Source organism: Paraflavisolibacter caeni, from assembly GCF_025628885.1.
Lineage (GTDB): Bacteria > Bacteroidota > Bacteroidia > Chitinophagales > Chitinophagaceae > Flavisolibacter > Flavisolibacter caeni.
Genome location: NZ_JAOTIF010000024.1, coordinates 56,343 through 68,807, shown reverse-complemented (window position 1 = coordinate 68,807; position 12,465 = coordinate 56,343). Strand labels below are relative to the sequence as shown.

The window sequence follows — 12,465 nt, the reverse complement described above, 5'->3', positions numbered from 1 at the left end:
AATACAGCTTCCATACAGCTTAGTATGTGAGACCTTTAATCGGCATTGGAAAAATGAAATCAACCAACACATTGTGGTGTGCCTGTGATACATGGTCCTTAAATAATTTCATACTATGGAACATGGTCGAGGCATACTCTTTGCCCAGCTTCACAACTATCTTTTCAAGATTTGTTAACTCATTCTTAATCGCATCTTCCCGCTCATGCCTTTCTTTTGGTAAATCCTGATCAAGTTGCTCTATGTTCTTTACAAATACCCTTTCCGCTTCCTTAAAAAAATCGGTTAGCAGCGGATCGCCTGCATAAGTTCTAATATGAGAAAGGCCTATGGCTGATTTTTTTTCTACGTCATCCAGCCTGCCTTCTTTTTGGGCTGCAAGCAATGATATGTATGCAGGGAATTTCAGGAGTGCCCCTCTTTCAACTGGACTAAGTCTTTCTAACAGTTTCATATTGCATTCTTTTAAGGGTGGACATTAATTATTTCACGTTTCTTATGTAATTTAATTCAAAAGGGCAATTTGATTAAATTTCATAAAACAATATTGCTTCCATATGAAACAGTTCTTAATCATTCTTTTCTATTTTCTCCCCGTTTCTTTCGAGACCGAAGCCCAGGAAATTCCTTTTCGCTGGGATGAGCTGACAGCCAGCGATTGGCAAAAGGCGTTGGAAAAATCAGCGCAGACCTGCATCCTTCCTATTGGTATTTTGGAAAAACATGGTCCCCATGCGCCAATTGGTTCCGACCTGATTCATGTTCGTGAATGGGCAGCAAGAGCGGCTAAAAGAGAATATGCTGTAGTGTTCCCCGATTATTTTTATGGCCAGATCAATGAAGCACGACATCAGCCGGGCACTTTTTCCCTCCCAAACCGGTTGGTATTGGAACTGCTGGATTCCACATGCTCGGAAATAGCCAGAAACGGTTTTAAAAAGATCATCATCATCAATGGCCATGGTGGCAATCCTCACCTGCTGCGCTACTTTATTCAGTGCCAGTTGGAGCGCCGACGCGACTATGTCGTCTATTTCTTTGACCCTGCACAAGATGCGGCTTTTAATGAAAAAGTAAAGGCCATGCGCAAGTCTGACCCTTCCTGGGATGCCCATGCCGGCGAACGGGAAACCTCTACACTTTTATACCTACGGCCCGACCTGGTGAAGCTGCATACTGCTACTAAAGAATCAGGAGCAAACCTCAATCGGCTTTCCTTGCCTAATCTGTACACAGCCATCTGGTGGTATGCCAGCTACCCCAATCATTATGCAGGCGAAGGCGCCAAAGCCACCCGAGAACTTGGACAGTTGCTTACAGAGCATACCGTTGAGACGCTTGTGAATGCACTGAAAACCGTAAAAAGTGATACGAAAACTTTAGAACTACAAAATGATTTTTTTGAGCATGTGATGAAATGAGCAAAATTTAGATCATTGGATGGCCCCCTGGTCATCAATACTACAATTAGGTAAACTTAATTTAGGCGGTAGTGCAGTGATCTGGCCTGGTGTAAGCATCGGTGATCGAAACGTTATTGGAATTCCTTAAAGGGCGTTAAGAGGGAGTAAACAGCCGTATCCACAAACCGGCCATGCAGGTAATAGTTTTCCTTAAAGTAGGCCTCCAATACAAAATCAGCTTTTTTCAACAGCCCGCTGGAGGATGCATTCCTTGGGTCGACATGGGCTTCAATGGAATGCAGCTTTATTTCGCTAAAGCCATATTCCAATACTTTTTTAAGGGCTTCATACATGAGGCCCTTGCCCTGCAGGGAAGGCTCCAACATATAGCCGATCTCAGCCCGGTGATTTTCTTTATCGATGCGCCAAAGTCCTATACTACCCACATGTACAGCAGGAACTTCTTTCAAACAAATACACCAGGTGATACCGTCATTTTTTCCCAATGCATCAATAATGACGTTTATCCAGTTTTCGGCATCTTCAAGGCTGTGTGCCAGGGGGCGATTGATGTATTTCATCACTTCTTCATTGGAACGTAATTGCAGCACGCCGGGGGCATCATCCAATGTCAGTTGCCGCAGAAGCAGCCGGTCTGTCTTGATCTCGGGAAAAGGAGTAAAGTTGGGCGAAAGCATAGGTGCCAATTTAATAAGAATTTATGGCAAAAAAGGGTCACATACTTTGTTTTTCCATTCTGCCTCATTTAACGATCCATTAAACTCTGTTCGCCTTTTGGTAGGAATTATTGCTTAGATTTGTAGACATGGCAGGTATCGTTCACCATAATCCACATACACATCTTATCAGGTACATAATACTTGATACAACGGATTGCTTTACCTGTTCGTTCACAGAGTTTTATCCTTTCTGTCCCAAACTATTCTATTTCTCAAACTTCAAGGATTTTAATACAACTTCTCAAGCCTGATATTTCTGCGGCTTTGGCCTTTAAAAGTCAAATGCCAACACTGCCTCCATTTGATATGAATTATGTTAATAGGAATAACCTGTAACATGTCTTTATTGTTGGTTTTTATAAATGAAGAGTATATGATAAATAAAGTAACAGGTTTGCTTGCTTACTTCAGCAAACTGGTATTAGAAAATAATATATCACTTTCCTGTCAGGAAGTATTGAATGACTGTATTATTGGCATAGATGGAATACATAGAAAAATCTTAGTTGTCAAGCAAACGCACACATCGTATTACCAATGGCGCATGATCGATTTTGATGAAATTATGAACTGTTCTGTAAAGAAGACCTATAGCAGCATCAAGGCAGGTGAACTTAAGGAAAGAACAATTGAAGCATACCTTGAACAAATAGACCTGCGACTGGAACTTTTGAATAAAAAGGAACCTGTAGAAATCCCTTTTTACAAACAGAATAATAAAGGATTACAGGTGCCTGAATTGGACCGGAAAGCAAAAAATTGGCAAATCATGCTTTCTAAGATGAGTAGACGTCAACTAAAGAGCATAGCTTAGTTACAGGCGCATTTAGTGGCACAATAAAATAAGAAAGTAGAATGAACATTACAAACCTAAGATATGCCAGTATATTTAATCATTATCATTTTGTTCGGATTACCTGCTTTATCTGGAGCTTGGGCATTCATCCGAGAAAAACATAAAAAAAGAAGGCACTTAAAACTTGCTATGGCTTACGAAAGACTGGTATTAGAAAACAGGCTTTCTATAGAGCGATTAGATATATTCAAAAACAAAGTAATTGCAATGGACAGGAAAAATAAAAAGTTGGTACTAATTTACCATACAGACAGGACCCAACAGGAACTTTGCATCCCCCTATTGCAAGTTGCAGCATGTAGCATCATAGAAGAACGGGACCAACAAGATCAATGCATCAAAAAGATTTTCCTGAATCTAAAACTAAGGAACTTAATACATCACCTGTTTTGCTTTTATGACGATAGTAAAGATGACGTAATGGAGATGCCTACATTATCCAGACAAGCAGTGAATTGGAGTAAATCAATCAATATTCATCGATATCCAGGTAATATAGGCATAGAACAGGAATATATAGTGTAATTGGTACTATAATCTTTGTAGGAAAGCTAGATTCGTGTTTTCTATAAAAATTTATTTCAGTATTCTTCTAATAATTTGATCTTGTTCAACCGCAGTAATTCTTACGGGAAGAAACAGATCGGGTTGATTACTCCAGTTATGTTCAAATGAAAAATAATCAGGAGCAGCAGGGGCATTTTCTCCTTTCAATTCAGCCATAGACGCAGTTATAAACATTTCCCAACGAGGCAGGTATAATGATTTCATCAATCCGCTCCATTCTTTGTTGGCATATTCATGAAGATTGGTGGCCTGATCATCCGGACCCCAATAAGTGATCTGCGTTTTGGCATTCTTTATTGCCAACTTTTTTTCAGCAGGTGTTTGTCCAAAATTATAAGCCTGCTTTAACCATGTGTGGAGCTGAAAATGTTCATTGCAGTTCAGTAAAGAATCTTGCAATTTTATCAATGATAAAAACAAAGCAGATTGTTTTGAAAACTGCTGAATATTTTTTTGTTCATAAGCAGTTACCATATCCTTGTACACCAACTCTCCTTTGTTGGATAAAACCTGTCTTACAAAATCTATTTTATCAATTTGATAAGTGACGCTGCTTTTCATTTCTTTTGAAGCGGCAACAAAAAGTTTTACCCCTTCTTTAAACCGCGCCAAATCATAATTTCTTTCTCTTGTTCCCCAGGAGGAAACGTTGGTGACCTTCAATGAAGGCCTTGCGCAGAATACAGACTCGGGAGGACCTTCCTGGGATTTATTATAACTGCTGTAAACGGTTTGCAAGAAAATCTGCCAGGCCTGTTGTATTTTTTCATTATCCTTTCCGTACCGGGCAACAACAAAGGATTTTATCCAATCAGGAGTTTCTACTTTTTCAGGGTGCCAGGCCAGGTCCAAAACAAGATTATACACCACTGGATTATTGTGTATGCCTTCGGGCATGATACCTACGCCTTTCATAAGTGGAGCATATTCGCTGGTATTTGCCCGGTACACTTCATTGGCAAACCGTTGTAACTTACCATACAAACCGTTTTTTTCGCCAAAATTGGTAACAGTGCACCAGATAAACGGCGTGCCTTCATACCCTTTTCGTGTAAACCAATTAGCGGTATTTTCTCCAAACAACTCCTGTACCAGCACTTTTGATTTATCCAATTTTGATAAAATTTGTGAAGAAGGGTTGATTTGCCAGCCCATCAATACCCATGTGCTGCCGGGAAAATACTCTTGCATTTCGGCTTGTATCAGTTGGCCATAATCCGCCACATTAACGCCACCGGATTTTCCGCCTTCATGAAAAGGATCACCGGCGAAATAGTGTAGATTACTACCATATAACTTTTTCATCTCATCATAATAAATGCCTGCGATCTTTTTAAAGTGATCATCAGGTTTTAAAAAAGCGGGACGTTGAAAACCACCTGCCCATTTGCCCTGCTCCAACACGTTAATTCCTTTATCTTTTAAAGTAGTTGGCGCCATACCATAAAAACCCTGCATTACCGGTTGCATGCCCAATGTCTTCATTCTTCCCAATATTTTTTTCTGCAAAACCACCTGTTGATCAATCATGCCTTGTGTGACTGGTCCGCCCCAACCTTCTAAATTTCCCATAAGCCACCAGCTTGTAAAAGCAGGCCCTGCTATAAACTGCAAAATTTCTTTTTCGTTATAACCTAACTTTCTCAAAGTGCTTTGCCAAACTGCTTCCATGCCTGTTGGTGCCAATAAAAGGTTTACTCCGTTCAGGGCCATCCAGTCCAGTTCATGCTCCCAGTCCTTCCATCCATAAAAACTCATGGTATAATTAATGGTGCAATAGTTCAATGCAAAACGAACTTCCGCATTGGATACAATTTTAACCGGTTCAGTTATCTCTGGAAGATTTACAACAGGCGCAAGATTGTCTCCCATGTGCGACATGGATCGATGGCAATAATTTTTAAGATAATATCCAAGCCCTTTGGCGGCTGCATTTGCTCCCGACGCAGATATAGTAAGCCGGTTATTTTTGTCTGCAGAATGAAAACATCCCTCCCATTTTCTTTCGGTATAGATGAAAATAAAATTTTTTCTGCCAGCCAGGGCACACGTCGCTGTGCTAACTCTTTCACCGATTCATAAACAGGTTGAGCTTTTGCGGCAGCCACGAAGAAGAAAAAAACAATGAAGGAGATAATAACTTTCCGGAATTTCATTTTTGATAATTGAATAAATATTTAATTAAGTTTCAATTTTCACAAGCATGTGATAATACAATAGTTTGGGCAGCCATATTACCAAACAGTATATCAATGTTTATAACACCTTTACAGGAAGATATGAATATTTTAGTGTTAGATGAGTATCATAAAAATTCAGAACATTAAAAGCTGTAGAACTCATTCACATACTTTAAGCATATCGTTGATATAAAAATTGAAAAATCGGGGCGAATTTAAATTTTCTGACAATAAAAGATTGTATATAATTGTATCGTAGTACTAAATTATAAATGATAGAACGCTAAAGATTCTTTTTAATCCTTTATATGCAACTCGATATTAAATCAACCCGCAACCGGCGAATCATAGACTTCAGGAAATTTGGCTTTAATGATCTGCAGGTACTGGGAAGATATAATTACAACAGGTCTGAAAGCAAACTACCCAGCCATGTGCATAAGGACATGATTGAAATTTGTTATTATGACAAGGGTAGCCAATATTTTGAAGTAAGCGGTGAAAAATACCTGGTAAAAGGAGGAGATATTTTTATTAACTATCCCGGAGAGGAACATGGTTCAGGCGAGCATCCCGAGGAAAAAGGAGTTTTATACTGGCTGATCATCAAAGTCAATACTAATTCTTCAGACAATCTCGCTTTGCTTTGTAAATACTTGATTGCGATGAATATTAGACATTTTAAAGGCGGGAAAAAGCTTAAGAAAATACTGGAAGACATCTTCCTGATCCTAGACAAAAAAGAACCACAGCATTTGAAAAAAATACGCATTTCTCTGGCTATTCAGTCGCTTATACTTTCATTGTTGGATTACATGGAAAACAACAAAAATGAAACGGATAATTTGAGATTACAGAGAGTCTTGAATTATATTGATAATCATATTCCAGGTCATATTTCCATCATCCAATTGGCCAATGAGATACACCTTTCGGAGTCACGATTTAAAAATTTTTTCAAAGAGGTAACGGGGTTCACACCTGGCGATTTTATACAACGCAAAAAAGTTGAATTTGCCATTGAAAAGATTAAGAATGATCCGGACATTTCCCTTTCTGAACTTGCTTATGAACTTGAATTCTCTTCACCACAGTATTTCAGTACCGTGTTCAAAAAATATACAGGTAAATCCCCCAGCTTCTTACTTTCAAAATAATACTATAATACTTTCCTAAACAGTATATAATTGGAAACTTGCCATTTAGTAAAAAATACTATGATGAGTAAGTTTATGATTTCCGAAGAACAAGTTCAATTTTTTGAGGAAAATGGTTACGTGGTTGTACCGTGTTACAACATGGGGGCACATTACATTATAGTCGTGGAAATTCCACCCATCTCAGACCGCGTGCTTTTATCACCAATTTCTGCCCCCAGGCTATGATTGACTATGAAAGAATCCAGGGCTATGACCACACCGGGAAGAAACAGGTAAGGGATGAATCGGCAAAAGATGTTTCAAAATAAGGAAATGGACATTCTATATATTCCTACTGAACATACTGGAAATCAGGCCCTTATCTCCTATTCAGCACTCGATCTTTCATCCTGGGATTTGAGTGTTTAAACAATTTGATCTTGTTTGTATACGAAAAATCCCGTAAAATGTAGTTTTTACGGGATTTTTCGTCCATTTTGAATTGCGATATGACTACTGAATATTGAATCACCAAAATCACTGTTGACCTCTGGATTTTGAATGAATGCTATGGGTTTTTATTCAAATAATGAAAACTATCCAGATCAATTACTATTTGATCCTTTCCTTGGTTTTCAACAGTGAAAGCAGCCTTAACCAAACCGGTTAACCTGGGATGAACTTTTTGATCAGAAGCGTGTGTATGAAAAACATAGGCAAGTTTTCCATCCTTGTCTTTCAAAAAATCTCCGTGGCCCGTTCCGTTGATCCCAATTATCTGCCTGCTGATAATTGGATTGTGCGCATACTTTGTCCAGGGGCCAACAGGTGTTTTACTCACAGCATAACCAACAGCATAATCAATGTTGCGGAAATCATTTGCAGAGTAGAAAAGGTAATATAAATCCTTATGTTTGATTACTGTCGGTCCTTCAGTAACCGGCCAGGGTGCACTAGCTGTATTTTCCCATTGCTCTGTTGCGGATATGCATGGTTGAATAGTACCTGGTATAATATCGGATAAATCATTTTTTAATTCAGCCACAAAAATCCTGTTCCCTTCTTTAAGCCGAACATGATATAAATAGATCTTACTATTCTTGTCGAAGAATACAAAAGGATCTATTTGTTTTCCCTCACCAGACACCGGTTTCATTTCCTTTTGTTGAAAAGGTCCAAGCGGACTATCACTTACAGCAATTGCAATATTTTCATTGGCGGTATATGCCATGTAAAACTTATCCTTGTAATGAAATACCTGGGGGGCCCAGAACCCAGCGGTACCGAATGTATTACCCTTCACTAAAGCATAACCGCTATCCACTCCTTTTGGACCTTGCCATGATTTCAGGTCTGAAGAAGTATATACCAGGAACCCCTTATTCACTTTTCCTCCTGTGCCGTATAAGTAATAAGTTCCTTTGTGGTAAAATATAGTGGGGTCAGCAAGTTCAAGTACGGATGTATCTGAAACTTTTTCCTGTTGCGTATTTACTGTACCTGCAGAAACATACTTAATAGGGAGCAGAAAGGAAATGATCAAGAGGACTATTATTGCGGAACAATTTTCAAGAAATACTTTTTTCATTTGATTAGAAACTGGGTTTGTTATGGCAGGTGAAATAAAGTAATTCCATTGAACCCCGCCCTGGTATCTGTTGTTGTGAGACCTACCCGGGATGCGGGAAATTCATTCTTCAGGCGTATCACTTCTTTACCATTGATCAGGAAAATGATTTCTTTTTCCTGTTTTACGACCCTGATATTATACGATGAACGGAACAACTCATTTACCCATATTTTATTGAGATAAAAGTTTTGATCTTCCGGGTCTTTATTGACGAACTTCAACGCTTCGGCCACTACAGGTTTACAAGCTAACAGCTCAATGCCCGGATGGCCTGATCTTAATTCCTGGCCACCTTCCAAGGGTAACCATTGACCAGCCTGTTTATACAATATGTTCATTTTCTGATCTATATTTTCAATAACCGTATCTGGCTGTGCATGAGGCGTTTTATTCAGCCTCAATCCATTGATCATTGTTGGCGTAGAAAAGGTAAACTGCTTTTCAAAAAAGTCTGTGTATTTCATATCTACATAGTAGTCCAGACTTCTTTCCAGGACAAGTTCTTTTTGTTCCAATTCTTTACCCTTTAATTTACCAGTAATCACAAAGCGCTGCTTTTGCATATCAAATACAGCTTTCAGGTAATTTTCTTTGTTTACATAAACCGGATAAATACCTGCATTTCCCCTGGTACCACTTGTGTTTACCTGTACACTGAATTCATAAGCTGATAAAGGATCTCCCTTGAATATGTCGTAATTGGCATTATTTGCTGGTGCCGTGATGCCATCTTCTGCTACCATCCATGATCCTTTTCTACCTTTTTGCTCCGCTTGCGGCTGCCATGCGGTTATGTTACTGTCAAATTCATCCCAACCTATGGTAAATAAGACCCCATCAAATGAAGACTTTCCACCTTCTGAATATAAGCCGGGAATTCCCTTTTCCTCAAAGCCTGTTTTCATAACCGCATTACCCGGTACAGGCAAATCATCCAATTTGATTGTAAACGTTGTTCCATTTTTAAAAATGGAAAGCTTATGGTAAACACCGAAATTAAAACCAGAATATAATGGAGTGGAAACAGTTTTCTCCGCGCCATTTTCCTTTAGTTTGTATGTCCAGGTTTTGCCTTGTGGGTCCAACACGATCTGCAACCAGTTATATTCATCTTTCCACCAGGCTAGTACACCCGCTTTGCCATTAGCCGTATCTATTATGCTTAAGTTGGCTTCAAACAAGTAATGAGTAGCCGGAATAGTTTTCACCAGGTTAATTGCCTTATTATTGCCTACCTGGACAAGCTCTTTACTGCTTACAGACCAATCACCTGATCTCACCTCCCATTTTCGTGCATCTGTGCTATCAAATAAATCGCTGAATGTAGGAACTGCCGGAGCCGGATGATATCCCGGCGTATTATTGGATGTAATGCCTTCCACGAACATTGTCTTGTTAAAGAAATGAACCCGGTTAATGTATTGTCCTCTCCTGTCCCTATTCTTATTTGCCATATAGATCAGCCACCATTCAAAGCCATTAGGACCACGTAATATGTTTGGCTGGCCAGGAGAAAATAAAATATCATCGCCCTTCTGGCCCCTGGTGTCAAACAGAGAAACATCAAGGTAATTGGAACGAACCCCTTGCTTACTATGTACCACCAGCAAGTTCTCACCATGCTTCAGGAGGCTGGCAGCTTTATGATCAAAGTTCCAGGTAGTATACTGTTGCCCCTTTTGATCATAAATCAACTGCCCGTTCAGGAAAACCCTTGTATCACCATCATGCTGAATTCGGAGCATCAGGTTGCCCACTCTTTTTTTGTCAATCATAAATGTGCGCTTCAGCCAAATCTGTGGCGTATTCCAAATGGTACCAACCTTCCTGGTATAAGAATTCCTGATCACAGAGGAAGCGAATCCGCCTTTTCCTTTTTTCCAGGTGGTACTATTATGAACAGGCAAGAACCCGTTATTTCCAGGATCATCAAAAGTAAAGTCAAAAACACCGGGCTCTTTTCCTGTATACTTTAATACATCCACCAAAGAATCTTCCATATCGAACTGGTTTGATTCCACCAATGGATAGGAATATTTATTGCCATGGTTGAATGCCAATGGAGATTCCGCTTCCGCAACTCCTAAAGAATAATTACCCCAGCTGGGTGATGTATGGTTGGCGTTGTACATCAGGTAATACCGGTTCCTGTATTTAATCACCCAGGGACCTTCTTCTACCCTATTATCCAATGTTTCCCATGTGTTGGGTAAGGAGGAAAACATGTACCTGGGTTCGCCAGAAGGTGTACCAGGATCCTTCATAGGCTGTACCCAGATCGTATTACCATCTGTAAACTTCACCATATACAGGTACATTTTTCCATCATCATCAATAAACAATTCCGGATCGATCCTATTATCCAACCATGTCTCTTTAACAGGTTCTTTATATGGCCCGAGCACATTAGAAGCAACAGCATGTCCAATATGTATCGCATTTCTATCCTTCCCCCAATAATTCACAGACCAATACATGTGAAAGATTCCATTGATGTAATTAATGTCATTCGCATGGATCTGGCGATCCTCTGCGGAGGGACCTGTAGTCCAGTTATTATTCATTGAAAATACATGTACCGGTCCTTCCCATTTTACAAGGTCTCTTGAAATATAAAAGCCTCCATTAGTAAAAACACCTCCAATATAATATTCACCATTGTATTTGATCACACCTGCATCTGCGACCCCCGGAAGAACAGGGTTATCAATATTTATCTTTTGGCCATGAACCCGGACAGTGCCTATGATACATAGAATGAATATCCAATAAAGGCTCATTTCATCAAACCTCTTCATAATTGTTTATTATTAGCCAGTTTCCGGATAACTTCAACTTCTTCTGTTCTGTAGGCAGTACCGTTCTTCTGAAAAATATCATGAAACCATACCGGTGGCTCAGATGAATATGTTTTCGTCCAGCTATCCCATGGATAAATAGTTTGGGTTTTACCATTCACAAATCCCCAGTTGTACATGGCGACGTTGTATTTCTTGGCAACAGGCAAGGAACCCTGGAAAGTGCTTCCATTGGGCCTGGCCATATACTCAGTACATATGATTGGTTTATTATACCTTTTCATGAGCAGGATCCGCTTTTCAAATTCCTGTGCGTTATCATAGTTATGAAACGATATGATATCAGATTCTTCTATCTGCAGTTTTTCAATTGGCTTCATCACATTGTGAGTTGACCAATCTCCCACCCATATACCGGAAGTCAATGGCTGAGAAGGGTTGACAGAGCGGGACCAGGCAAAGGCTTTTTTTAATAATGGCATAACATATTCTACTTTATTGGGAATTTCTACCTTTTCATAAGAAGGACCGGTCATATTATCAGGTTCATTCCAGATATCCCAGCCCAGGATTCTTTCATCATTGGCAAACCTTGATACGACACCTTTTACATATTTTTCGAGCCGTGGATATTGGGTCGAGTCTTTCAAGGCGTACTGCCCCGGACTTTGCACCCATCCTGAATTATGCACATGGGGTTTCGGCTCGCGCTGTTTTCCAGGCTTAGGGAAAGGATCCCAGCAAGAATCAAATAGAACAAATAAAGGTTTGATACCATGACGTTGGGCTATTTGCAAAAAGACATCCATTCTCTGATACAACCCTATGGAATCCTGCTGATGTAAAAGGTCGTGCAAAAATACACGCATGGTATTCATTCCTATTGATTCTGCCCAGGCCAGTTCGCGGTTAATGGTTGCCGTATCAAAAGTTTCTGCCTGCCACATTTCCAACTGGTTGATCGCATTGCTCGGTATAAAATTGGCACCTACCAACCACCCTTGTTTTGCGTACCAATTGTTCGCTTGTTCAGAAGTCCATATCTCTCTTTGTTGAACAATGGAAGTCTTCTGTGTAGAACAGTTGAAAAAAAACAGTGAGATCAATACAATAAGAACATGAATCCTGACTTTCATTTTAAGAGATTTAGAA

General features: G+C 39.6%; 11 protein-coding genes. 4 read left to right on the top strand and 7 right to left on the bottom strand.

What is annotated here, in order from left to right:
* Nucleotides 1–19: 19 nt before the first annotated feature.
* A complete protein-coding gene (locus OCK74_RS22250) occupies nucleotides 20–454 on the bottom strand; it encodes a hypothetical protein (protein WP_279299299.1) in 435 nt (144 codons plus the stop codon).
* A 103-nt stretch (nucleotides 455–557) separates the two neighbouring features.
* Between OCK74_RS22250 and OCK74_RS22245 the strand changes: the two genes are divergently transcribed.
* The gene (locus OCK74_RS22245) at nucleotides 558–1,421 is read left to right on the top strand and encodes a creatininase family protein (protein ID WP_279299298.1); all 864 of its coding nucleotides are present in this window, start codon (nucleotides 558–560) and stop codon (nucleotides 1,419–1,421) included.
* Between the two features lie 113 nt (nucleotides 1,422–1,534).
* Here the strand turns inward: OCK74_RS22245 and OCK74_RS22240 are convergent, their stop codons facing one another.
* Entirely contained in the window at nucleotides 1,535–2,101 is a 567-nt protein-coding gene (locus OCK74_RS22240; RefSeq protein ID WP_279299297.1) for a GNAT family N-acetyltransferase, read from the bottom strand.
* A gap of 415 nt (nucleotides 2,102–2,516) precedes the next feature.
* Here OCK74_RS22240 and OCK74_RS22235 point away from each other — a divergent pair, with 415 nt between their 5' ends.
* Nucleotides 2,517–2,957 (top strand): hypothetical protein, encoded by a 441-nt coding sequence (locus tag OCK74_RS22235; RefSeq protein WP_279299296.1) that lies wholly within the window; start codon nucleotides 2,517–2,519, stop codon nucleotides 2,955–2,957.
* A 171-nt stretch (nucleotides 2,958–3,128) separates the two neighbouring features.
* Nucleotides 3,129–3,524, top strand: a complete 396-nt coding sequence (locus tag OCK74_RS22230) for a hypothetical protein (protein WP_279299295.1) — start codon at nucleotides 3,129–3,131, stop codon at nucleotides 3,522–3,524.
* A 51-nt stretch (nucleotides 3,525–3,575) separates the two neighbouring features.
* Here the strand turns inward: OCK74_RS22230 and OCK74_RS22225 are convergent, their stop codons facing one another.
* Both OCK74_RS22225 and OCK74_RS28095 read right to left on the bottom strand, forming a co-directional pair.
* Nucleotides 3,576–5,519, bottom strand: coding sequence for an alpha-N-acetylglucosaminidase (locus tag OCK74_RS22225; protein WP_480287878.1), 1,944 nt, complete (start codon nucleotides 5,517–5,519; stop codon nucleotides 3,576–3,578).
* A complete protein-coding gene (locus OCK74_RS28095; RefSeq protein WP_279299293.1) occupies nucleotides 5,411–5,722 on the bottom strand; it encodes a hypothetical protein in 312 nt (103 codons plus the stop codon). Before OCK74_RS28095 ends, OCK74_RS22225 begins: the two co-directional genes overlap by 109 nt.
* A gap of 332 nt (nucleotides 5,723–6,054) precedes the next feature.
* On the opposite strand from OCK74_RS28095, the gene OCK74_RS22215 reads away from it, so the two are divergent.
* Nucleotides 6,055–6,903: an AraC family transcriptional regulator gene (locus OCK74_RS22215; protein ID WP_279299292.1), complete on the top strand. Its 849-nt coding sequence runs from the start codon at nucleotides 6,055–6,057 to the stop codon at nucleotides 6,901–6,903.
* 550 nt (nucleotides 6,904–7,453) lie between these two features.
* Here OCK74_RS22215 and OCK74_RS22210 read toward each other — a convergent pair.
* Genes OCK74_RS22210 through OCK74_RS22200 form a run of 3 tightly spaced genes read right to left on the bottom strand, consistent with a single transcriptional unit; the run spans nucleotide 7,454 to nucleotide 12,449 of the window.
* Nucleotides 7,454–8,473, bottom strand: a complete 1,020-nt coding sequence (locus tag OCK74_RS22210; protein WP_279299291.1) for a glycoside hydrolase family 43 protein — start codon at nucleotides 8,471–8,473, stop codon at nucleotides 7,454–7,456.
* Between the two features lie 20 nt (nucleotides 8,474–8,493).
* The gene (locus tag OCK74_RS22205; protein WP_279299290.1) at nucleotides 8,494–11,313 is read right to left on the bottom strand and encodes a family 43 glycosylhydrolase; all 2,820 of its coding nucleotides are present in this window, start codon (nucleotides 11,311–11,313) and stop codon (nucleotides 8,494–8,496) included.
* Nucleotides 11,310–12,449, bottom strand: coding sequence for a cellulase family glycosylhydrolase (locus OCK74_RS22200; RefSeq protein WP_279299289.1), 1,140 nt, complete (start codon nucleotides 12,447–12,449; stop codon nucleotides 11,310–11,312). Before OCK74_RS22200 ends, OCK74_RS22205 begins: the two co-directional genes overlap by 4 nt.
* Between the last annotated feature and the right edge of the window lie 16 nt (nucleotides 12,450–12,465).

Bases quoted from the DNA above. Each gene is read 5' to 3' on its own strand.
- OCK74_RS22250 (WP_279299299.1), bottom strand. From the start codon at position 454: ATGAAACTGTTAGAAAGACTTAGTCCAGTTGAAAGAGGGGCACTCCTG.
- OCK74_RS22245 (WP_279299298.1), top strand. From the start codon at position 558: ATGAAACAGTTCTTAATCATTCTTTTCTATTTTCTCCCCGTTTCTTTC.
- OCK74_RS22240 (WP_279299297.1), bottom strand. From the start codon at position 2,101: ATGCTTTCGCCCAACTTTACTCCTTTTCCCGAGATCAAGACAGACCGG.
- OCK74_RS22235 (WP_279299296.1), top strand. From the start codon at position 2,517: ATGATAAATAAAGTAACAGGTTTGCTTGCTTACTTCAGCAAACTGGTA.
- OCK74_RS22230 (WP_279299295.1), top strand. From the start codon at position 3,129: ATGGCTTACGAAAGACTGGTATTAGAAAACAGGCTTTCTATAGAGCGA.
- OCK74_RS28095 (WP_279299293.1), bottom strand. From the start codon at position 5,722: ATGAAATTCCGGAAAGTTATTATCTCCTTCATTGTTTTTTTCTTCTTC.
- OCK74_RS22215 (WP_279299292.1), top strand. From the start codon at position 6,055: ATGCAACTCGATATTAAATCAACCCGCAACCGGCGAATCATAGACTTC.
- OCK74_RS22210 (WP_279299291.1), bottom strand. From the start codon at position 8,473: ATGAAAAAAGTATTTCTTGAAAATTGTTCCGCAATAATAGTCCTCTTG.
- OCK74_RS22205 (WP_279299290.1), bottom strand. From the start codon at position 11,313: ATGAAGAGGTTTGATGAAATGAGCCTTTATTGGATATTCATTCTATGT.
- OCK74_RS22200 (WP_279299289.1), bottom strand. From the start codon at position 12,449: ATGAAAGTCAGGATTCATGTTCTTATTGTATTGATCTCACTGTTTTTT.